21 protein-coding genes are annotated in these 20,470 nt (G+C 57.5%); 2 read left to right on the top strand and 19 right to left on the bottom strand.

Features of this window, described 5'->3' with window-relative positions; translation table 11 throughout:
• Positions 1-229: 229 nt before the first annotated feature.
• Positions 230-2,833: an ATP-dependent chaperone ClpB gene (clpB, locus tag I2B62_RS01630; protein WP_195267234.1), complete on the bottom strand. Its 2,604-nt coding sequence runs from the start codon at positions 2,831-2,833 to the stop codon at positions 230-232.
• Between the two features lie 104 nt (positions 2,834-2,937).
• Complete coding sequence (locus tag I2B62_RS01625) at positions 2,938-3,585, bottom strand: hypothetical protein (protein WP_195267233.1); 648 nt, start codon at positions 3,583-3,585, stop codon at positions 2,938-2,940.
• A 248-nt stretch (positions 3,586-3,833) separates the two neighbouring features.
• On the opposite strand from I2B62_RS01625, the gene I2B62_RS01620 reads away from it, so the two are divergent.
• Together I2B62_RS01620 and I2B62_RS01615 are read left to right on the top strand one after the other, a co-directional pair.
• A complete protein-coding gene (locus tag I2B62_RS01620; RefSeq protein WP_243259384.1) occupies positions 3,834-4,217 on the top strand; it encodes a DUF4258 domain-containing protein in 384 nt (127 codons plus the stop codon).
• Positions 4,218-4,219: 2 nt separating this feature from the next.
• The gene (locus I2B62_RS01615; RefSeq protein ID WP_195267232.1) at positions 4,220-4,453 is read left to right on the top strand and encodes a type II toxin-antitoxin system MqsA family antitoxin; all 234 of its coding nucleotides are present in this window, start codon (positions 4,220-4,222) and stop codon (positions 4,451-4,453) included.
• Positions 4,454-4,507: 54 nt separating this feature from the next.
• Here I2B62_RS01615 and I2B62_RS01610 read toward each other — a convergent pair whose 3' ends face one another.
• The 17 genes from I2B62_RS01610 to I2B62_RS01530 form a co-directional block, all read right to left on the bottom strand.
• Complete coding sequence (locus I2B62_RS01610; protein ID WP_195267231.1) at positions 4,508-8,782, bottom strand: PAS domain-containing protein; 4,275 nt, start codon at positions 8,780-8,782, stop codon at positions 4,508-4,510.
• An 87-nt stretch (positions 8,783-8,869) separates the two neighbouring features.
• Entirely contained in the window at positions 8,870-9,817 is a 948-nt protein-coding gene (locus tag I2B62_RS01605) for a D-alanyl-D-alanine carboxypeptidase family protein (RefSeq protein ID WP_195267230.1), read from the bottom strand.
• 88 nt (positions 9,818-9,905) lie between these two features.
• A complete protein-coding gene (locus I2B62_RS01600; protein WP_195267229.1) occupies positions 9,906-11,027 on the bottom strand; it encodes a HAMP domain-containing sensor histidine kinase in 1,122 nt (373 codons plus the stop codon).
• Entirely contained in the window at positions 11,020-11,709 is a 690-nt protein-coding gene (vanR, locus tag I2B62_RS01595) for a VanR-ABDEGLN family response regulator transcription factor (protein WP_195267228.1), read from the bottom strand. The genes I2B62_RS01600 and vanR overlap by 8 nt, the downstream gene beginning before the upstream one ends.
• 122 nt (positions 11,710-11,831) lie before the next feature.
• Positions 11,832-12,839 (bottom strand): C45 family peptidase, encoded by a 1,008-nt coding sequence (locus I2B62_RS01590; protein WP_195267227.1) that lies wholly within the window; start codon positions 12,837-12,839, stop codon positions 11,832-11,834.
• A 159-nt stretch (positions 12,840-12,998) separates the two neighbouring features.
• A complete protein-coding gene (locus I2B62_RS01585; RefSeq protein ID WP_195267226.1) occupies positions 12,999-13,793 on the bottom strand; it encodes an EFR1 family ferrodoxin in 795 nt (264 codons plus the stop codon).
• Positions 13,794-13,857: 64 nt separating this feature from the next.
• Positions 13,858-14,547, bottom strand: coding sequence for a DUF3781 domain-containing protein (locus tag I2B62_RS20760; RefSeq protein WP_347707783.1), 690 nt, complete (start codon positions 14,545-14,547; stop codon positions 13,858-13,860).
• Entirely contained in the window at positions 14,540-15,031 is a 492-nt protein-coding gene (locus I2B62_RS01575; RefSeq protein ID WP_195267225.1) for a GNAT family N-acetyltransferase, read from the bottom strand. The genes I2B62_RS20760 and I2B62_RS01575 overlap by 8 nt, the downstream gene beginning before the upstream one ends.
• A 157-nt stretch (positions 15,032-15,188) precedes the next feature.
• Positions 15,189-16,055 (bottom strand): MerR family transcriptional regulator, encoded by an 867-nt coding sequence (locus I2B62_RS01570; protein ID WP_195267224.1) that lies wholly within the window; start codon positions 16,053-16,055, stop codon positions 15,189-15,191.
• Between the two features lie 112 nt (positions 16,056-16,167).
• Positions 16,168-16,902, bottom strand: coding sequence for an alpha/beta hydrolase (locus I2B62_RS01565; protein ID WP_195267223.1), 735 nt, complete (start codon positions 16,900-16,902; stop codon positions 16,168-16,170).
• The gene (locus I2B62_RS01560) at positions 16,884-17,513 is read right to left on the bottom strand and encodes a DUF6434 domain-containing protein (RefSeq protein ID WP_195267222.1); all 630 of its coding nucleotides are present in this window, start codon (positions 17,511-17,513) and stop codon (positions 16,884-16,886) included. Before I2B62_RS01560 ends, I2B62_RS01565 begins: the two co-directional genes overlap by 19 nt.
• Positions 17,506-17,658 carry a hypothetical protein gene (locus I2B62_RS01555; RefSeq protein WP_195267221.1) on the bottom strand — a complete coding sequence of 51 codons (153 nt, stop codon included), beginning with the start codon at positions 17,656-17,658 and terminating at the stop codon, positions 17,506-17,508. Before I2B62_RS01555 ends, I2B62_RS01560 begins: the two co-directional genes overlap by 8 nt.
• The gene (gene eutH, locus I2B62_RS01550) at positions 17,645-18,760 is read right to left on the bottom strand and encodes an ethanolamine utilization protein EutH (RefSeq protein ID WP_195267220.1); all 1,116 of its coding nucleotides are present in this window, start codon (positions 18,758-18,760) and stop codon (positions 17,645-17,647) included. Before eutH ends, I2B62_RS01555 begins: the two co-directional genes overlap by 14 nt.
• Before the next feature lie 108 nt (positions 18,761-18,868).
• Positions 18,869-19,021 carry a hypothetical protein gene (locus I2B62_RS01545; protein WP_195267219.1) on the bottom strand — a complete coding sequence of 51 codons (153 nt, stop codon included), beginning with the start codon at positions 19,019-19,021 and terminating at the stop codon, positions 18,869-18,871.
• Positions 19,008-19,577 carry a D-Ala-D-Ala carboxypeptidase family metallohydrolase gene (locus I2B62_RS01540; RefSeq protein ID WP_195267218.1) on the bottom strand — a complete coding sequence of 190 codons (570 nt, stop codon included), beginning with the start codon at positions 19,575-19,577 and terminating at the stop codon, positions 19,008-19,010. Before I2B62_RS01540 ends, I2B62_RS01545 begins: the two co-directional genes overlap by 14 nt.
• A gap of 374 nt (positions 19,578-19,951) precedes the next feature.
• Positions 19,952-20,185, bottom strand: coding sequence for a DUF2922 domain-containing protein (locus I2B62_RS01535; RefSeq protein WP_195267217.1), 234 nt, complete (start codon positions 20,183-20,185; stop codon positions 19,952-19,954).
• Between the two features lie 44 nt (positions 20,186-20,229).
• Positions 20,230-20,463, bottom strand: coding sequence for a hypothetical protein (locus I2B62_RS01530; RefSeq protein WP_195267216.1), 234 nt, complete (start codon positions 20,461-20,463; stop codon positions 20,230-20,232).
• Positions 20,464-20,470: the final 7 nt, after the last annotated feature.

The following is a 20,470-nucleotide window of genomic DNA, read 5'->3' as shown; positions in this document are numbered from 1 at the left end:
AAAAAGCCGTCCTGCGGGCACTGCCCATTTTCCTGCATCTTTTTCACTAAAGTCTATACGATATATCACCAATGTCCGGCTGTTCTGATAAAGCAGCTCGACTCCTGGCCGTTATTCACAGCGCCTGGACACTTTTTCTTATCTGGATAAAAGGCGCAGTTTCGGCTGCGCCACTTCTTTGACAGTATGAGACCAGTGCGTATCTGCACCGGTCTCACATGGGTTTTCATTATTTTTCAATGACAAAGTGGCCGTCTCTAAAGTCGACGGTGACCACCTGGTCCTCATCCAGGTTGCCCCGGATGATTTCCTTGCCGATCATGGTTTCAATGTTTTTCTGCAGGAAACGCTTGAGCGGGCGGGCGCCATAGCTGGGGTCGTAGCCCTGGTCGATGACAGCCTCCTTGGCGTCTTCGCTGAGCTTCACCACGATGCGCTTGTCGTCCAGGCGTTTCTGGAGCTCGGCCATCATCAGATCGACGATTCTGCCGATGGAGCCCTTGGTGAGCGGCTTATACAGCACGATCTCATCAATACGGTTGAGGAATTCTGGCCGGAAGTAATTTTTCAGGGAATTCATAACCGCTTCCTCGGTTTCAATGAGAATATTGCCCTCGGCGTCGATGCCCTCCAGCAGATATTCGGAGCCGATGTTGCTCGTCATGATGATGATGGTGTTCTTAAAGTCGATGGTCCGCCCCTGGGAGTCGGTGACACGGCCGTCGTCCAGAATCTGGAGCAGCACGTTGAACACGTCCTTGTGGGCCTTTTCGATTTCGTCGAGCAGGATGACCGAGTAGGGTTTACGCCGCACGGCCTCGGTGAGCTGTCCGCCCTCCTCGTAGCCAACGTATCCCGGAGGTGCCCCGATCAGGCGGCTCACGGAGAATTTTTCCATGTATTCGCTCATGTCGATCCGGATCATGTTGTCCTCGGAGTCGAACAGGTTGGCGGCAACGGCTTTGGCCAGCTCGGTTTTACCAACCCCGGTCGGTCCTAAGAACAGGAAGGAGCCAATGGGGCTGTTGGGGTTTTTGATGCCCGCGCGGGAGCGGATAATGGCGTCGACCACCTTTTCGATGGGTTCTTCCTGGCCGACCACGCGTTTTCTGAGAATATCCTCCAGGTTCAGGAGCTTTTCCCGTTCGCCTGCCATCAGGCGGCTCAGGGGGATACCGGTCCAGTTGGAGATCACCTCGGCGATTTCGTCCTCGGTCACGCTCTCACGGATCAGGGATTCGCCTTCGCCTCTGGCTTCGGCGGCTTCCTCCATTTCCTTCATTTTCTTCTGTAATTCGGGCAGCCTGCCGTAGGTCAGCTCTGCGGCCTTGTCATAGTCGGACTCGCGCTGGGCCAGCTCGATCTGGTGGTTGACCCGGTCGATTTCTTCCTTGATCTTCTGGACGGATTCCACGGCGTTCTTTTCATTATCCCACTGGATTTTCATTTCATTGAAGCGGTCGCGGTATTCGGCCAGCTCCTTCTGGATCCGTTCCAGGCGCTCCTTGCTGAGCTTATCTTCTTCCTTCTTGAGGGCGGTTTCCTCTATTTCCAGCTGGATCATCTTGCGGTTGACCTCGTCCATTTCCTCAGGCATGGAGTCAATTTCGGTACGGATCATGGCGCAGGCCTCATCCACAAGGTCGATGGCCTTATCCGGGAGGAACCGGTCCGTGATGTAGCGGTTTGACAGCACCGCGGCGGAGACCAGGGCGTTATCCTGAATCTTGACGCCGTGGAAGATTTCATAGCGTTCCTTTAAGCCCCTGAGGATCGTGATCGTATCCTCCACGGTGGGCTCGTCGACCAGCACGGACTGAAAACGCCGTTCCAGCGCCGGGTCCTTTTCGATATACTGGCGGTACTCGTCCAGTGTGGTGGCGCCGATACAGTGGAGCTCGCCCCGGGCCAGCATAGGCTTGAGCATATTGCCAGCATCCATGGAGCCCTCGGTTTTCCCGGCGCCCACGATGGTGTGGAGCTCATCAATAAACAGGATGATACGCCCGTCGCTGTCCTTGACTTCCTTTAAAACGGCCTTGAGCCGTTCCTCAAACTCGCCCCGGTATTTGGCGCCGGCCACCAGCGCACCCATATCCAGCGAGATGATGCGCTTGTCCTTTAAGCCCTCGGGCACATCGCCCTGCACAATACGGGCGGCCAGACCCTCGACAATGGCGGTTTTACCAACGCCGGGTTCCCCAATGAGCACGGGATTGTTCTTGGTCTTTCTGGACAAAATACGGATGGTATGCCGGATTTCGGAGTCACGCCCGATGACCGGATCCAGCTTGTTGTCGATGCAGTCCTGCACCAGGTCGTGCCCGTACTGGGTCAGGGCCTCATAGGTGCCCTCGGGGTTGTCGCTGGTGACCCGCTGGCCGCCGCGTACATCCTTTAAGACCTTTAAGACCTCGTCCTTTGTAACGCCGTGGCGGGTGAGCAGCTCGAGGGCTGCGTTCTGCCTGCTCAGGCTGTAAAAGCCCAGCAGCAGGTGTTCGACGGAGACGTACTGGTCCTCCATCTTTTTGGCTTCCTTATAAGCCTCGTTCATGACTTTGTCGGTGTCGCGGCTGATATAGACCTTTCCGGGCTCGCGGCCCGGGCCGGTCACGCTGGGCATGTTGTCAATATCGCCCTTTAGTTCTTCAATAATCGGATAGGTATTTTTACCCAGCCGCTCAAAAAGTCTTCCGACCACGCCGTTTTCCTGGGTTAACAGCGCCAGCAGCAGATGCTCGGGCTGTATCTCCATGTGGTCATGGTCTATGGCAATCTGCTCGGCGTTTTTGACCGCTTCGATTGATTTTTGTGTTAACATGTTCATATCCATTAATATCACCTACTTCTCTTAAAATTTTATATGTAAAGCCGTCTGGCGGCCTGATTGGAGCGCACCCAAACCGCGCTCCGGTATATTTGCTTGGGGCCCGCGCCCTATTTCTCTGGCTCGGGCCCGCCTAAAAACTGGTCGTATAAATCCTCGAGCTCACGGTCCAGATCTTCGTCCTCGCTGCTCTCGAAATACAGGTTCATGGCAGAATCGATCATGCGCAGGTACTCGGTCAAAAAATTGGTGACCGTGCTCACACCGTTCTGCACCGCGCCGTTTTCCCGGAACTCACGGATGAATTTGTGGTTGGTCAGATGTTCGCTGTCCTTGTCCTCCACCTCGTTGTTCCTGCGCTCGATGTTGCAGATTTTCTGAAAAAACTGGTCGAAATGCTCGTTCAAATCCTCGGACTTGGTGCGGGAGCTTACCTTGAGCACCGCGTATTTCTGCCCGTTGTCATTGACAAACTCATAGCTGTACCGCACCTTTGGCCGGTACTTGTATTTCAGACTTTTGCCAAACTGGATGCTGGAGTTTTTGTTGATCTGGCTCACCGACAGGGTGTCGCTGAGGTTTTGATCCAGCTGCTCCAGTATTTTCTGCACCTGCTGTTCAGGTGTTTCCAGACCGATCTTCTCAGCCAATATGTCATTGATGAGCTGAGAGCGGTTGGTATTATTCTCATATGCCAGTTGATCGATCTTTTCAACGATCTCATCAAAAAGCATCAGACTATATACACTTTTTTTCATAGTTTCCACCTCGTCTATGCATTAATAATACACCCTAAGCAATATTTTGTCAAATGATTTATGTAAAACATATGACGTTTTATTGTATTTCTTAATCCGTTTTAAGGATTAAAAGGTTTCATTAATAAATATTACCCAAAAAATCGAAAAACGGACGAAAATTCATGGAATCTTGAAAAAGCTTAGAAACGTTCAGAAGAATGGGCGCCCCGGGATTTTTGAGGTTTATTAATTGAAGGAAACGTGATATGATAGGGATAGAAAATACGCACACATCAGAACATACAATAAAAAATACACATGGGATGTATAAAATGGAACTAACAATTAAAACGCTGAGAAAGCTTTGTAGCAATGATACTATTTTCATGACAAGACATGTTATTCAACGGTGTTATGAACGCGGCATTACGAAAAAAGATATCGTGTATGCTATCCATCATGGTGAAATCATTAAACAGTACGCTGACGATAAACCTTACCCCAGCTGTCTGGTTCTTGGATGTTGTCAAAATGAAAAATGGCTGCATGTTGTCGTCAGCTCTAATGGCGAAGGTCTTTTTTTCATCACCGCATATTATCCGAATCCTGAAGAATGGGAAGATGATCTTAAAACGCGAAAGGAGAAATAAGCATGAAGTGTTTTACCTGCGGCGGAACCATGGAACCCGCACAGACCACCTTTTTTTCACAATTAAAAAACTGCATCCTGATTGTAAAAAACGTCCCCTGCTCAAAATGCCGCCAATGCGGTGAGGAATACTTCGATGGCAATACGGTTGACCGCCTGGAGGCGTTAATGCAAACTGCAGAAAATCTGGCAAGTGAACTGTTGATTATCGAATACAACACTAACGCAGCAGCCTAAAAAGACCGGCACAAAAATGTGCCGGTCTTTCTTTTTAGCTCCACGCTTCACTTTTTACATCTTCAGGGCCTGACACAGCATGGCCTTCAGCACGTCCATGTCCACGGGCTTGGCGACGTGGGCGTTCATGCCTGCGTCCAGGGCGGACTGGATGTCCTCGGCAAAGGCGTTGGCGGTCATGGCGACAATGGGGATACTGCCGGCGTCGGGCCTTGGCAGGCCGCGGATAGCCCGGGTGGCCTCGAAGCCGTTCATCTCCGGCATCTGAATATCCATCAGAATCGCGTCGAAGGTGCCGGGCGCTTCATTTTTAAAGGCCTGCACCGCCTCCAGGCCATTGACGCTGATCCGGGAATCCGCGCCCAGCATTTTCAGCAGCTCGCTGAGGATCTCGGAGTTGATCTCATTGTCCTCGGCGATCAGGAAGCAGCGCCCCGCGAACAGGCTTTTATCTCCAGGGCCGGAGCCAGGAGCCTTTGGCTGCCCGGTGCTGGCTTCCGCCCGCTGGGCGGCTGCAAATTCCAGCTCTACCCGGAAAATAGTGCCGGTCCGCTCCTGGCTCTCGGCGGTGATCTCACCACCCATCAGGTCCACCAGCCCCTTGGTGATGCTGAGGCCCAGCCCGGTTCCCTCGATCCGCGTCACATTGCGGCCCCGGGTAAAGGGCTCAAAGACGTGCACGAGGAAATCCTCGGACATGCCCACGCCGGTATCGCCAACGCTGAAGCGGTAACGGACCGCGTCGGGCCGCTTGACCGGCGGAATTTCCTCCACCAGCAGCTGAACCCTGCCGCCCTCGGGCGTAAACTTGATGGCATTGCTGAGCAGATTGATCAGGATCTGGTTGATGCGCAGCGGGTCGCCGTAAAAGCAGGCGTGGTCGATATGCTGCATCTGGGTGCTGAAGGACAGGCCATTGTCCGCCGCCTGGGGCGCGATCATGGCGCTGAGCTGGCTCAGCAGGTCGGCGACCGCGATGGCGGAGTGGTTGAGGGTGATCTGTGACTGCTCGATCTTGCTCATGTCCAGAATATCGTTGATGAGGCTGAGCAGGTGTCGCGAGGCCACGGCGATTTTATCCAGGCAGTCCCTCACCCGTGCCCGGTCGTCCAGATTGGCGGCGGCCAGGGTGGTCATGCCCATGACCGCGTTCATGGGGGTGCGGATGTCATGGCTCATGGAGGACAGGAAGTCGCTCTTGGCCTGGTTGGCCTTTTCGGCCAGGGACAGCGCCTTTTCCAGCGCTGCCTTTGTCCGGCGCTCGGAGGCCAGCATATCGGTGACGTCTGCCCGCACCATACACACGGTTTTCTGGTTGCTGTCCCCCCACAGCACGTTGATCTGCTTGTACCGCAGGGTGCCGTTATGCGGGTAGGGCAGCACAAAATCATAGCCCTCGGGCTTTTTCTTCAGATGGCTGAGCATGGTTTCCAGCCGGAACTGCTCCTGGGCGGAATCCGGCCCTTCACCCGGCTCGTAAAACGCCGCAAGGCGTCCGGAGGATTCGGCGTAATTCTCCGCCACGTAGGCCGGCAGGTTTTCGAGCACGGTCTGGCGCGTGTACATGGTGGCCCGGCCGCTGTCGATGTCGATAAAGCCGATCATCTCAAAGGTATAGGCGATCACGTTCAGCAGGCCCTGCTGCTCTCTGATGGAATCGGTAATGTCGGTTCTGGCCAGGCAGACGCGGCCCAGGCGCATATCCAGGGCGGACACGGTCATGTTCTTAAAAAGCAGCTCGCCCTTTTCGCCGGTGACTGAATAGGAAAAGCTGTAGTCTTCCTTCTCCTTAAGCCGCTCCGGCAGTGACCGGACATCCAGCATTCGCGCGACCTGGTCCTTGTCCTTGGGCACGACCCGGTCTTTCAGCAGGCTGTCGATCCACTCCGAGTAGACGCCCTCCTGTGCCGGCACATCCTGGTAGCTGTCGCCCCGGGAGATGATCCGGTAACGGTTCTGGGTGAGGTCCACCTCGGCGACGAGGTCGTAGCTGGCCACGGCCAGCTTGCCCATCATGCGCTCGGAGATAGTCTGTCCTGTGATATCGGTCACGGTTAAAATGCCGGTCACATCCCCGGTATCCGGCGTTTCCACCAGGTTTACCTTGAACTTGACATAACGGCCCTGGGCTTCTTTTGGCAGCTTGATATAGCTTTTGAGCACCACCTCGGTCTCGTTCCGCTCAAAGGCGGCCAGCGAGGGGCCGTTGAGGTAGGCGTTCAGAAAGGCCTGCCGCTCCGCCGGGTCCACCACCAGCTGGGAAATACCGGTAAAAAAGGTCTCCCGGACGTTTCCGAAGGTCCCCAGCAGATCGGAGCCGGTGTGGTCGATGATTTCAATGATCTGGTTCTGGGTCACGTTGCAGTGGCCGATGATCAGGGCGTCGGGGTCGGGCCTGCGGTAATGCTGCATGATGAGGTCGTTGTACTGCCTGCGCAGCTGCTCCTGCTCCTCGCGCTCCCGGGTGATATCGTGGTAGCCCGCGTAAAGGCGTTTTTCGCCGCCGCTGCCCTGGATGAGCGACAGGGTGCTCTTGACCCACAGATAGCTGCCGTCGCCCTTTTTCAGGCGGTAGATCATCTCGCAGGCGTTTTCATCGTTCTGGATGTACTCGGCCATGCGCGCGCTGACTTTCGGGCGGTCGTCGGGATACACGGTGGCCAGGGCGTCCTCTCCGCAGAGCCGCCAGACCTGGTCCAGCGGCATGCCGGACAGCTCGGCAAAGCCGTCGGATATATATTCCGGGGTCATCCGGCCATCCTCGGCGCAGCGGATCACCGCCACTCCGCCGGGCAGGTTCCGGACCACGGTTTGGAAGTATTCCTCCATGCGCTGCTTTTCCTGCTGGGCCCGGGTCTCCTCGCTCACGTCCTGCACATATTTGACATAGGCGGTGATGCCGTTCCAGTCCGTCTCCTTAAAGCGGGTGCTGTAAAAGCGCCCCGGCTCGCCCACGTCCATGCTGTGGCTTTTGCCGTCGGGGGCGTGGGTTTTGAGGGTACAGAAGGCGCAGGGCGCATCGTTCCCGTACAGGGCCTTATAGCATTTCTGGCCCGCGCACCGCCGCTCCTCCTTAAAGAGCGCGCCGGACTCATTCACGTAGAGCAGGTCATAATTGGACTTGTCGATGACATAGACGCCGTCGGCGATCTCGTTGGCAATGCTCTGGAAAAGCCGGGTTTCGTCCGATATGCCGGTAAATACCGCATAAAATTCGGTCTGCTCTGCCAGAGGGCCCATCCGCTGGCCGCTTAAATGGATCCAGACCAGGCTGCCGTCCTTGTGGCGCATGCGGTAGGAAACATCCAGAACGCCGCCGCTCTGGACTGCGGCCCGGACGGCCCCGCGCACCCGTTTCTGGTCGGACGCGTAGATAATGTCAAAGACGTCGCGGCGCACCATCTTTTTGTATTCCTCACGGCTGTGGCCCGAAAGGGCCATGATGCCGTCGGAGTAGTAGATGGGGATAAAACGGTCGCCCTCCACCCGGTAGCTGGCCACACCGCCGGGAATGGCGTTGACAATGTGCTCCAGCTTTTCGTTGGCAGCGGTCAGCTCCTTTTCCAGGCGCACCGACTCGCTGACATCGCTGTAAACGCCGTACAAGAGCCTGGTGCCGTCCTCCCGCTCCTTGACTGAGCCGTCCAGGCGAATCCAGCGGTACTCGCCCAGGTCGTCATTAAACAGGCGGTAGACATGGTGCATCGTCCCGTTACACAGAATGGCCGCCTGGATTTTTTCCCGCAGAGCGCCCGCGTCCTCGGGGTGAACACCCAGAAAATCGGTGGACTGCTCAATATCCTTTTTGTGCGCTTCGGAATAGCCCATGATCGCATAAAAGGCCGGATTATGGAACACCGGCGAAATGCGGACGCCGTCAAACTGGTAAACGCACAGGCCGCAGGGAATGCTCGCAAAGGTTTCCTGCAGCTCGTCCCGGAGCGATCGGGAGCGCTCCTCCTCCCGCTCCCGGTCGGTGATGTCCACGATGTACTCGATCTGGGCGGCCCGTCCGGCCCAGTCGATGATTTTGCCGCTGAGCTCATAGACCCGCCCGCTTTGCGGATGCTTAAACTTCCTTACCAGAAGGGTCTCCCGGCTCATCTTCTCCGCGCTGCAGAAGGGACACGGACGGTCCTGGCCCGCGGCCTGATAGCAGGTCAGCCCCGGCTCGATCAGCCGCTCAGAAAAATGCGCTCTCGCCAGTCGGTTTGCGTAGAGCAGCTCCCAGTTGTCCAGCGCGCTGACATAAATGGCAACCGGCGCATTATCCAGCACGGACGCTGTCTGGTCCGCCCCCAGCGTGGACAAATAATCTTCCATCATCATAATTCCTCCTGCCCGGGGCTTCATGCAAGCGCCGGGGACTCACCTCACGAGTCTGCTGTAATGGATTAATTTTACCACAGAAACCGCTCAAACGCAATCGGCCAGCCCATAAAGACGCAGCGCGTCCTCCAGGTGGCGGGGCGCGGTTTCATGACTGCCTGGCGCGCCGGCAGTAACCGCGATGAATTCCTGCCCGTCCTTTTCGGCCAGGGAGGCCAGACACAGGCCCGCTTCCTCGGTGTAGCCGGTTTTGCCGCCGAGCAGGGTCACGCCCTCGGGGCAGTCCGCGGCGGCCATCAGGCCGTTCATGGTGCTGCTGAGGTACAGGCCCTCCGGGTGCTGGCTGGTGGGCCCGGTCTGGTAGCAGAAGGTGGTGAACAGCTCCCGGAAGTCCGGGTTCTCCAGGCCCTGCCGCAGCAGCAGCGCCATGTCGGACACGGTGCTGTAATGGCCCGGGTCGTGCAGGCCTGTGGCGTTAGTGAAATGGGTGTGCCCCATGCCCAGGGCCGCGGCCTTCTCGTTCATCAGTTCTGCGAAATTCTCCTCCGATCCGGCGATGGCGCAGGCCAGGCCCAGGGCCGCCTCGGCGCCCGAGGGCAGCATGCAGCCGTAGAGCAGGTCCCGCAGGGTGAGCTGCTCACCGGGTAAAAAGCCGGCCATGGAGGCCCCGGAGGTCCTCAGTTCATCAAAGACCTGTCCGGACAGGGTCACTGTGTGGTCCAGATCCTCAAACTGCTCGAGGATCACCAGAACAGTCATGAGCTTGGTCAGGGAGGCGGGGTAGATTCTTTCTCCGCTGTTCTTCTCATAAAGCACGCGGCCGTTCTCCAGCCGCATCAGCACCGCGTTCTGGCTGTACAGGCTCCCGCTGCCCATGGCGCTCACCGGGTGGGCTCGCCCGCCGGGGCCAAAGGCCTTAAAGGCAAACACGGCCATATAAAGGCTGAGACCGGCAATGACCGCCAACAGCGCAGGACGCCCCCGGGCCTTTTTCTTTCTTCTTCGCCTGATGATATTTCTTCGGTTGTCATACATAAAAAACAGCTCCTTTCTGTTGATTCCATTAAACCACAGAAAGAAGCCGCGTTTTTTAACCTTTGTTTAGTTTCCCATTAAGTTTTTCTTAACCCCGGAGCGGCAGTGTCACCGTGAAGGTGGTCAGGCCGTCGACGCTCTCGGCCCTTATGTCACCGCCGTGGGCCCCCACGATCTCCCGGGCGATGGCAAGCCCCAGACCGGCCCCGCCCGAAGCCGTGGAGCGGGCTGTGTCGAGGCGGTAGAATTTCTCGAAAATACTCTCCAGCTTGTGGGGCGGAATGGTGCGCCCCCTGTTCTTAAAGGTGACAACCGCGGTGTCCCCCACCTCCTTTGCCTCAATGGCAATGACCGTATCCGGATCGCTGTAAGCCACCGCGTTTTTGAGCACGTTGTTGAACACCCGGGCCAGCTTGTCCGCGTCGCCCTCCAGGTCGATGCTGCCATCTGTCTTAAGCTCGGCCCGCTTGTTCTGGGCTGTGAAAAGGGGGTAGAACTCATCCACCAGCTGCATGAGCATATAGGAGAGGTGGATCCGCTCCTTTTCCAGCACCACGGTCTGCAGGTTAAAGCGCGTGATGTCAAAAAACTCGTTGATGAGCTGCTCCAGGCGGCAGGCCTTGTCCAGGGTGATCCTGGTGTATTTTGCCCGCTGCTCAAGGGGCATGTCGGGCGCCTCCTCCAGAATATTCAGATAGCCGATGACCGAGGTCAGCGGGGTTTTGATGTCGTGGGCCAGGTAGACCACCAGGTCGTTTTTGCGCTGCTCGGCCTCCCTGGCGTCGCGGGTCCGTTTTTCCAGAGACTGGCGCACCTGGTTCAGCTTTTTCGCCATGACATCCAGCTCCTCGGGCAGCTCGATGTCCGTGTCCCGCTCCTCTGCCAGCGCGTCGATCCCGCGGCTGATCTCCTCAAAATACCGGGTGAAACGGGTCATGCCCCAGTAAAAAATCACGCAGAGCAGCAGCACGTAGCCTGCGGCCATCCACAGGGTCTTGTTGCTCTGGAAAATACCCCGGTAGAGCATCTCAGCCCGTTCCCCGCTGGTGAACTGGGCGAAAAGATAGACCACGTAGTCGGCAAAGCGGTCCTGGAGCACCCCGTCCACAAACAGGGCCATGAGCACCCAGCCCGCCAGCAGGGCGATGAGGGCGGTCAGCACCACCTGGACCAGTATTTTCCGCTTCAGCCTTTTGAAGGAATTATCCAATTTTATACCCCACGCCCCATACGGTTTTTATGTACCGGGGGTTTTCGGCCGAGTCGTGCATTTTCTCCCGGAGGTGGCGGATATGCACCATGACCGTGTTGTTGCCTGTAAAGTATTTCTCCCCCCACACCTCCTTAAACAGCTCCTCGGAGCTGATGACACGCCCCTTGTTTTTGCAGAGGGTCCACAGGATGGCGAACTCAATGGGCGTGAGCTCCACAGGCTTCTCGTCCAGGGTGCACACATGGGTCTCCCGGTTGAGCACCAGCCCCCGGTAGGCGGCCAGAGCCTCGTCCTCCTGCTGCCCGCCGCTGTAGCGCTGGCAGCGCCGCAGCTGGGCCTTGACCCGGGCCACCAGCTCCAGGGGCCGGAAGGGCTTGGTCACATAATCGTCCGCGCCGATGGCAAGACCGGTGATCTTGTCGATCTCCTCCTCCTTGGCGGTGAGCATGATGATGGGAAAGGTGTACTTTTCCCGGAGCCTGCGGCACAGGGTAAAGCCGTCCATATCCGGCATCATCACGTCCAGCACCGCCAGCTCCGGCGGATTTTCAAGCGCCGAGGCCAGGGCCTCCCGGGCGCTGTAAAACTTGCGCACACAGTAGCCCTCGTTGCCCAGGTAAAGCTCCACCAAATCCGCAATTTCTTTTTCATCGTCTACGACTAATACTTCTGTCTGCATTTTTTCTTTCCTTTTTAAGTGATAGGGTTGCTCTTTTATTTTATCTGAACGCTGGCGGAATGTCCTTTGCTTTTCCTTAGGAACCCCTTAAGATTTTCTTAAAATTGAAGCCGCCTCCCGCCTTAAAAGCTGAACCGCCGGTCCTCCCGGAATTTTTTTCTGCCCGGGTTGCCCTCGGTCCGGTAGATGGCCGCCCGCTTCAGATCATAGACCACGGACCACACTGTGTCCTTTCCGGTTTTCCGGTCGTACTGGCAGATAAACCCGTCGCGGCCGGACAGCAGCGCCATGGCACCTGCCAGATCCATTCTCGCGGCCTTTTTGTCCAGGGCCCGGGTGAGCGTCTGGTACCGGGGCTCCGCCTCCCAGTTATCCAGGCTGGTGTCGCAAAAGCCCGACATGGCCCGGCTGTGAAAAAGGTTGGTGGCGCACACATAGGGCCTTTCGGCCATGGGGCGCAGCACCTCCATACGGTCGCAGTTGACCTCCAGCACCGAGATGTCCCCGCTGCGGTCGGCCACGGTAAAGGTCTGGGCCGAGCTGACAGGCAGCTCCCGGAGCGCCCCGATCACCTCACTGGTGCTCTGGCATTTCTCCAGAAAATACCGCAGCAGCACGCCCGCGTTCAGCCCCGGCCGGATGGCGTGGGGATAAACAGCCGTGAGCCCCACAGCCAGGCCCTGATCGTTGACACCGTCCTCCATTTGTATGAAGGCCGTGGAATTGCCCGTAAAGTCAAAGGCTCCGCCCCCGAAGCGGTAGATGGCGTTGGTGTTGGATTTTTCCAGCGCGACCAGAAAATCGCTGTTTCGGCCAAAGAGAACCTGATCGCCGCTGGCCACGGCAAAGCAGGAGCAGTGGCAGGCCGGAGGCATGGCGTACATACTGAATAAAAAAGCGTGCAGCGGCGCCACAGCGCAGCCCTGGCCGTCGGCCAGCCCCTGAATCTCCTCCAGAAGCTCTGGAAAATACTGGCGGCAGATCGGGACGCAGGCCGCCGCAAAGCGCAGGCGCTCCTGGGTGATGGGAAAGTCGATGGTGTCTAAAAGGACGCGGCCGTGCTTTCTGAGCATGGCCCCCCAGCGAAACCCCATGTCATAATGGTTTCCTTTGAATCGGTTGTGATACATGTTTTTGCTCTCCTGTTCTATTTTAGTCTGGAGAGCTACCGGTAACTCTGGTTTAATGGTAATGGAATAAAAATTTATTGTCAACAGGTTTATTTATAAAGATTTTTATCATGTATCCAAGGGCTGCCGCGGCCGTTTGTCCGGGTGGTTTTCGCGTCCTCAGAGCCCTCCGCCTCGGTTGTCTGAGGCGGTATCCCGGTATTTTTCAAGATAACCCTGCTCGACCACCCTTTTCCCCAGCAGGGTGATGGCCTGGGCCGGGCACCGGCTGATGCAGCGGTAGCACATCGTGCAGGTATCCGCCGCGACAGCCCCCCGGCTGTCCAGCCGCAGGTTTCCCGTGGGGCACAGCCCAACGCATTTTCCGCAGCCGGCGCACTTATCCCCGTCGATTTTCAGCCTGTCCGAATACTTTTTCGTTTTGTTGTAAAAATACAGCCGCTGGCCAAGCAGCCCCGCCAGATGGTAAAACGGCCCTAATCCCTCCTGGGGCGGGTTTCCCTTTTTATATGCCTGAACCGCCCTTTTTATTTTCAGCTCAGCTTCCGCGATCAGCCTGCGGTTGGCCTGTAAGGATCTTTTCAGTGCCTTTTCATCACAGATGCTGTCCGGCATCTTAAGGTGCAGGCCGCCGGTCACAACAGCGCCGTGCTTTCGCAGCAGGCGGGCCAAAACACCTGCGCCGTCCCCGCTGAACAAACCCATTGTGGCCAGCACAAACACTTTTTTACCCCGCCAGAGCCCTTGATTCCGGGCCACGAAATCGCTCAGGATTTTAGGGATATTGCTGAACTGCACCGGGTAACCGATCACGAGGACAGCCTGCTCCCGGATTTTATCCGCCACGCTTTCCGCCTCAATCGAAAAAGCCGGCGCGTCCCCGCCGTATGCCTCCAGAAACTGCTCGACACAATGCTTAGAGTTTCCGGTTCCGCTAAAATAAATGCCTGTCATAATTCCTCCTGGTCCTTCTTTTCCTGAGAATACACGGGCGTCCGCCGCCCGGCTGTTCACGGCGCTACACTGGCTTTATCAGCTGGTTTTCATAAAGGGCCTCAAAGGTGTTGGCTGCGCCGCCGTGCTCCACGATTTTGCCGCCGGCCACCCGGTCGATATCCACGCCGGTGATGGACAGCCTTTTGTGGCTCGGCTTCATCCCAAGCCACTCGCCCTCGTGGGTTCCCTCCATGACAAACTCGGAGATCACATAGTCCCCGTCCTCGTACTGCCGGATGATGCGCATCGTGTAATCCGGGTAGGTTTTGCGGATATCGGCGAGGTGCCCGCGCATGCCCTCCAGACCCAGCGGGAGGATAGTCCCGCCTGCCTTCAGGGTGCAGTCCTCAGCGATATAATCCGAAAGCTGCCCGAGCTGGTTTTGCGAGACGACCGTCTCGTAGAAGTATTTTACAATCGCCTTTTTATCCCTGCTTTCCGCTTTCCTGCCCCTGCGCCGCCCGGGCTCCGCCTTCTTTATGGGGTGGGCGGTGATGAGCGTGTAGCTGCGGGCGTTGACGGTGATTTCGCAGCCCGAGGTCCGGACATACCAGTTTTTACCCCTGTGGGCCATCTCGGCATCCGGATCCAGGATGGCGGCCCTGCACCAGGCCACCACGTCCCCGGTCTCGATGGACAGGTTCCTCCTTATGCGCGCTGCGCCCAGCTCGGTGGTGTGCAGCCTGTCAATATTGGTGATCAAATCATTCATGCCTTTGCCCTCCCAGTGTCTTTACCATCTTGTATTCGTCCCCGTTTTCGGCCACAGCCCTGAAGCCCAGGCGCTCGTACAGCTTCAGCGCCCGGTTGGCTTTCTGGACCGACAGGGAGACCTGCGCGAAGCCTCTTTCCTCCAGGGCCGACAGCATGGCCCGCATCAGGCCGGTGCCGATTCCCAGGCCCCGGTAGGCTTTAAAAAGCGCGATGGCCAGAGAGGGCGTGTCATCGTCGATGTGTCCGTAATCCTCCATAATCCGGGCCCAGACCGCGCCGGCAATCCGCCCGTCCACCTCGGCCACCAGGCCAAGATCTGCCGCCTGCCGGCCAAAATCACGCACGTAGACCTGCAGCTCCGGCGTGTCCACCACCGCTCTCGGCGGGGCCCCGGCCCCCGGCGGGATGAAGACCGCCTCGTATAAAAAATCCTTCAGCCTTGGGATTTCCGCCTCCCGGATTTCCCGTATGATTATATTCATGGTACGTTCGCTCCTTACTCAACATTTTAGCACAATCCGCCCGCCCCGTCCATTGATCCCGGGCCGCTGCCGGCCTTTAATGAAAAAGAGCACGGCGCAATTTTGCGCTGTGCTCACAGGGTGGTGCACCCTGGCTTTACTTAAAGGGGTTTTCCTGTCATTCTTTACCAAAATAACACTGAAACGCCCGCCCCACAAACGCGGACGTCCCGTCGCCCTTCTGCCCGTCGATAGCTTTGATGAGGGCGTCGTTGTGGAGGTACCCGTCGATCATCATGTCCCAGTAGTGCTCACCCCTGTCGATGTTCAGGTTCACCGACTCGCCCAGGGTGATGAGCTGACCGACAATGGCCTGCACCCCGGGTGACGCCGGGTCCTTTTCCCTGCTGCTGTACAGGGCCTCCATGAGGGCCGCGTTTTTTTCGACGGTGCCGTCCTGCTTCATGGCCTCTATTTTTTCCATGTTCTCGGAAAAATGGCGGAGGCTGTCCTTCATGGCCGCGGTATATTTTTCCACGCTGCCGTACTGCCGGACCGCCAGCCCGGCGGCATGGGCCTCGTCCGCTTTCACCTTTTTCATGAGCTGCTCAAAGGCCTCCAGACTGCCCCAGTGCTCGATCACCAGCGCGCTATTCCCGGTCTTAAAATCCTCCAGGGCCTGCAGGTACTCGCTCAGGTCAAAGGCCTCAAAGTCCGGGCAGGCTTGACCCTTTTCCAGGCTGTCTAAAAGCGCGAGCAGCCGGTCCAGCCGGTTCCGCTTGACCTGCAGCAGCTCTCGCTGCTTTTTGAAGGCCCGGTTTCTGTCAAAGCCCGGATCCTCCATGATTTTCCGGATCTCCTTTAAGGGGAAATCCAGCTCCTTAAAAAACAGAATCTGCTGCAGGGTTTTTAAGGCCTCATCGTCATAGAGCCGGTAGCCCGCCCCGGTGACCTCGGTGGGCTTAAGCACGCCGATTTCATCATAATACTGCAACGTCCTCACGCTGACGCCGGTCAGCGCCGCCACTTGTTTTACCGTTCTCATTAAAATCAACTCCTGTCTCATGATGGTAAAGAGCCCGCCGCAGATGAACCGGCCGTTATTCCCTTTGCGCGTTCCCTTTAAGGCTATCTTACACTATCACGCGGCGTGAGGGTCAAGGGGCTGCCGGCCGTTTTTTATCCCGGCCCAGCCCGGTCTGCTTGAGCCAGGTGTCAAAGGCCCGCAGCTGCTCTGGCGTATGGAAGTAATGCTCGCCGTCCGGCACGACCGTGAGGCCGCTGGAAAAACGGGCGGCAAAGGCTTCGACGGTGCCGCGCTCACAGGTGCCGTCTTTTTCGCCGTACAGGATCTCGGTGGGTATGGGCCACACGCTGACCGGGTGCTGCCGCGCCTCGGTATAGTCGTCCCAGTACAGGGTCTGGCCGATGGGCGTGGCCACGGCCTGCTCCCGCCGGAGCTGCTCCCCGGTCACGCCGGACCAGGCCATCATGTTCTCGATCATACGCTGCATGTCCACCAGCGGCGACAGAAACCAGGCCCGCTCCAGGGGCTCACCGGAATAGGCCATAAGGCTGTAATAGACGCCGAGGCTGTTGGCGAACAGGCTGACGAACCGCCACTGGCTCCGGGCCCAGGCCATGACCGTGGCCAGCTCGGCCACACATTCCCGCGGCCGGCAGGGGGTGTCCTCATGGCGCCGATCCCCGTGCCCGGGCAGATCAAAGCTCAAAACCTGATACCCGGCGGCCACGGCGTTTTCGGCCAGTATGCGGATGGGCTCGTCGGCTTTGTGGGACTGGCTGCCGTGGACGGCGATGATGCCCCGGTCCTCCGGCCTGCCCCAGAGCATGGCGGGGATGCTTTCGATTTTCAGGTGTTCTGCCCGCATGCTGGGTGCTCCTCTCTGTTTTCGGCCTCCTGCCCGCCTGACAGGGCGTCGAGGTCGGCCCGCTCGTAGCGGTTGTGGCCGGGGCGGCTTTTTTTATGCTTCCAGCAGGCAATGGCCTGCTCCAGGGTTTTGCCCGCGTTGTCCGCGAAAAAATCCCGGATATAGGTGTTGTACTCAAACTGCCGGTCAATGGTGGTTTTTCCCTTTTTCTTTTCCGCCTGAAGCGTTTTGTAGGCAGCGATGGCCTCCCGGTAGGTTTTGCCCGTGTTGGCTTTCAGCCATTTCTGAAAAGCCACGTTAAAGGAAAAGCTTTTGCCGAGCTTTTCCTTAAAAAAGGTCCGGTGCTTCTCGGAGCAGACAAAATCCGGCTCGATGCTCATCTCCTCGGTGATCTCGCCCATCTGGGGCTTTTTGCGGCGGCTTCTGGCCAGAGGGGCCGCCACGCTGCCCGTGTCCAGAAAGCCGGCGATGCGCTCGGTCAGCTCCAGCTTTCCGCCGGAGACAGGCAGGCCGTTCTGCCTGCAAAAGGCCACAAGCTCCTCCTTCAGGTAATAATAGCGGCGAAAAACCGCGCTGTCCAGGTTTTTATCCAGATTCGGGCGCTCACGCATACCGCACCTCCAGCGCTTCCCGAACCTCGTCAAAGGATTTGACCGGGGGCTGGCCGCTCTGGGGCACAGGGCTGCCGGCGCGGGCATAGCCCAGGCGCCTGAAGTCCTGCACGGCGGGATGTATGCTTAGCTTATTTTGATTCATATTTTCCTCCTTTTGGGCTGAGCCCTTTTCTGGCAACGAAAATCGCCAGGGCCACAGCCAGTACCCCCGCGGTAAGCTTTCCGCAGATCAGCGGCATCACCATTGCCTTGTCAACGCCTGCCGTAAAGCCCAGATGATCGCCTAAAACAAAAGCGCCACTGACCATAAAGGCAAAATTCGCGGTCTTTCCCACTGGGTCCATCTCGTGGATATAGCCCAGCATGGGGATGCTGTTCGCAAGACTGGCCACCAGACCGCCGGCGGCTTTCTCATTGATCCCCAGCCTCCTTCCCACCATGCCCAGCGGCCGGCTGAACACCTTCAGAATAATGGTGACCATCGGGTACGCCCCGGCAAGGACAATGACAATCGAGCCGACAATACCTATTCCCTCAGAGACAGGGGCCATTCCCGGGATGAGGACAAGGCCTGTCAGCGCCTCGACAACAGCGGCAATGATTCCAAGGGTCCCGAGCGCGATCATCAGCCTTCCGAAAACCCCAAAACCCCGGATCATCCTGCCCGGGATAAAGACTAACCCCACAGCGATCAGGGCTGCCACAATGATAATGGGGACGAGGTTGTGCAAAATCATCGGCACCTCAAAGCCCGCTGCCAGTCCGCCGGCAAGGCAGCCAAAGGGAATGGTGATAATCCCGCAGAGCACCCCGGTGGCGAGCCAGTGGTGATCCGCCTGATCCACCATCGAGAGGGACACCGGGATCGAGAACGCGATGGTGGTGCCCATCATACTGCTGAGCAGAATCCCTGAGAACTGTCCGGCCTCTCTGGTCAGCGCCATCTCCTGGGCGATGGGATAGCCGCCCATGCTGCCTGCCAGCAGCGTGGGCGCAAACATGGACGGATCGGCGCCCAGCCCGGTGTAAACCGGCACCACCACTGGCGCGAGCAGCTTTGCCAGAACAGGCGCCAGGCAGTAAAACCCGACCATGCCCAGGGCCAGCGGCGCAAAAGAATGAAAACCCTCCTCAAACTGCGCGCCGAGCTTTAGTTTGTTGCCAAAAATACGGTCGACTCCCCCAATCGCCATAAAAACCACCATCACATCAATGATGATCTGGTTGACACTCGTATGATCCATCGCTTTCTCCCCCACGCTTTAACGCCCTAGAATACACAACGCCGTCCCCATTTTCCAGACGGCCGCTCTCCCACGCTTTTCACAGCGCGCAAAAATCTTGTTTTCCCTTTATTTTAGCACAGTCCGGCGGTTTCGTCCATTTCGCAAAAAAGACCGGCGCGTTTTTACGCCGGTCTTGTCACCATCGTCGGTGCGGTCGGTCTGGAGCACGCCTGCCGCGTGGCCGCTTCGGTTTTTTTCAGGCTGATCAGATTTCCACATGGATATAGCCGCTCCCGTAATAGGGCAGGATGTTCATGCCCAGGGCCTCTGCCATCTGGGCCAGATCGCCCACGGCCACGCCGGGGCAGTACAGGTCCGCCGCGTCGCCCCGCAGATGAAAGGACCAGTCCACCCCGCCCACCTCGGCGTTGCGCGCGACGCACCGCACGCCCGAGGTGATGATGACCGGCCCCCCGCAGGCACAGCGCAGGGCCTCGATTTTATCCAGCAGCGCGGGGTTCATCTCACAGGGCCAGCCATCGCAGCTGCCATTACAGTCGCAGCGGTATTCGTCCCTGGCGAAATGGGCCGTAGCCATGACGGGCTCCTGCGGGCTGTCCGTTTCCGGTGGGCTCTGCCCCTCGGCGGGCAGCTCCCCGGCGCCGGGTTCTGGCGCGCCGGGGTTTTCCGGCGTCACCGCCTCCCAGCCGCCTTTATCCGGCGGGCCCTTGCTTTCCACGCCGCGCATAAGGACAAGCTGCCCGGCGAAAAAATAACAGCCGACGCCCACACAGCAGGCCAGAATCAACAGCACCGTATATTTTCTGATTTTCATAAAGCACCTCCTTTCGGTTATTGTTAATGCCAAAAAACTCAAGAGACGAAGCCTTTTACCTAAGGAAGAAAAAAGTGTCCTGCGGGCACTGTCCTTACACTTGTAACTTTACTCACTAAAGCTGGCATTCTATCTCTCTAATGTCCGGCTGTTCTGCTGAATCATCACGATTTTTGGTCGTTTATACAGCGCCTGGACCTTTTTTTCTTATCTGGATAAAAGGCGCAGCCTCGGGCTTGGCCGGTTTCCTGACACCCTGAAGCGTCTGCGGCCACATCCCATCACCTCCGGCAAAAGCCGCCTCTTTCTTCCGCTTCAGCGCTTACTGCCAGGCTTTATCGAAATTATAAAGGGAGCTTTCGCTCCCTTTTAGCCTAATCTTCCAGTTCTTCCTTACGCACGGTTTTATCAATGAATTCGTAGCCCGCGAGCCTGGTGTAGCTGAAGCCGTCGGGCTTAAAGATGTTCTGGGCAATGACGATGCCGGCCGCGGCCAGGATCTGCTCCTTGGTGACATCGGGTAAATAGTCTGGCAGGCTGATGGTGTCGGTATCGCCGTTCTCCATCATAAACTCCAGATCCAGTGTCTTGGTGTTGACGGTTTCCATGGGGGTTCCTCCTTTCTTTTACTGGGTTATTTATCGCTTCCGCGTCAGGCGGTCTCGACGTTATCGTAGTACATGACGTTGGTGACGTCCTGGACAATGGGTTCTATGAGGGTGCCGAGGGCTTTGGCGGTTTTGACCACCGCCTCGGTGGTGGCGACGGTCTCGTCTAGGTTGAGGCCGCCAAGGGTTTTGAGCTTTTTCTTGCTTTTTCCCTCGACTTCGCCGTAGTTTAAGCTCAGCTTAAGCTCGTGCTTGGTTTTGATGCGTTCATAGGCCATGGGGTGT

The sequence above is a fragment of the Eubacterium sp. 1001713B170207_170306_E7 genome (assembly GCF_015547515.1).
In the GTDB taxonomy this organism is placed as follows: Bacteria; Bacillota; Clostridia; order Eubacteriales; family Eubacteriaceae; genus Eubacterium.
The sequence above is the reverse complement of the archived record's forward strand: the minus strand, read 5'-3'. Positions and strand labels throughout refer to the sequence as shown.

Coding starts and splice junctions, on each gene's coding strand:
- clpB (WP_195267234.1), bottom strand. CDS start 2,833: ATGGATATGAACATGTTAACACAAAAATCAATCGAAGCGGTCAAAAAC.
- I2B62_RS01625 (WP_195267233.1), bottom strand. CDS start 3,585: ATGAAAAAAAGTGTATATAGTCTGATGCTTTTTGATGAGATCGTTGAA.
- I2B62_RS01620 (WP_243259384.1), top strand. CDS start 3,834: ATGATAGGGATAGAAAATACGCACACATCAGAACATACAATAAAAAAT.
- I2B62_RS01615 (WP_195267232.1), top strand. CDS start 4,220: ATGAAGTGTTTTACCTGCGGCGGAACCATGGAACCCGCACAGACCACC.
- I2B62_RS01610 (WP_195267231.1), bottom strand. CDS start 8,782: ATGATGATGGAAGATTATTTGTCCACGCTGGGGGCGGACCAGACAGCG.
- I2B62_RS01605 (WP_195267230.1), bottom strand. CDS start 9,817: ATGTATGACAACCGAAGAAATATCATCAGGCGAAGAAGAAAGAAAAAG.
- vanR (WP_195267228.1), bottom strand. CDS start 11,709: ATGCAGACAGAAGTATTAGTCGTAGACGATGAAAAAGAAATTGCGGAT.
- I2B62_RS01590 (WP_195267227.1), bottom strand. CDS start 12,839: ATGTATCACAACCGATTCAAAGGAAACCATTATGACATGGGGTTTCGC.
- I2B62_RS01585 (WP_195267226.1), bottom strand. CDS start 13,793: ATGACAGGCATTTATTTTAGCGGAACCGGAAACTCTAAGCATTGTGTC.
- I2B62_RS20760 (WP_347707783.1), bottom strand. CDS start 14,547: ATGAATGATTTGATCACCAATATTGACAGGCTGCACACCACCGAGCTG.
- I2B62_RS01575 (WP_195267225.1), bottom strand. CDS start 15,031: ATGAATATAATCATACGGGAAATCCGGGAGGCGGAAATCCCAAGGCTG.
- I2B62_RS01570 (WP_195267224.1), bottom strand. CDS start 16,055: ATGAGAACGGTAAAACAAGTGGCGGCGCTGACCGGCGTCAGCGTGAGG.
- I2B62_RS01565 (WP_195267223.1), bottom strand. CDS start 16,902: ATGCGGGCAGAACACCTGAAAATCGAAAGCATCCCCGCCATGCTCTGG.
- I2B62_RS01560 (WP_195267222.1), bottom strand. CDS start 17,513: ATGCGTGAGCGCCCGAATCTGGATAAAAACCTGGACAGCGCGGTTTTT.
- I2B62_RS01555 (WP_195267221.1), bottom strand. CDS start 17,658: ATGAATCAAAATAAGCTAAGCATACATCCCGCCGTGCAGGACTTCAGG.
- eutH (WP_195267220.1), bottom strand. CDS start 18,760: ATGGATCATACGAGTGTCAACCAGATCATCATTGATGTGATGGTGGTT.
- I2B62_RS01545 (WP_195267219.1), bottom strand. CDS start 19,021: ATGTGGAAATCTGATCAGCCTGAAAAAAACCGAAGCGGCCACGCGGCA.
- I2B62_RS01540 (WP_195267218.1), bottom strand. CDS start 19,577: ATGAAAATCAGAAAATATACGGTGCTGTTGATTCTGGCCTGCTGTGTG.
- I2B62_RS01535 (WP_195267217.1), bottom strand. CDS start 20,185: ATGGAAACCGTCAACACCAAGACACTGGATCTGGAGTTTATGATGGAG.
- I2B62_RS01530 (WP_195267216.1), bottom strand. CDS start 20,463: ATGGCCTATGAACGCATCAAAACCAAGCACGAGCTTAAGCTGAGCTTA.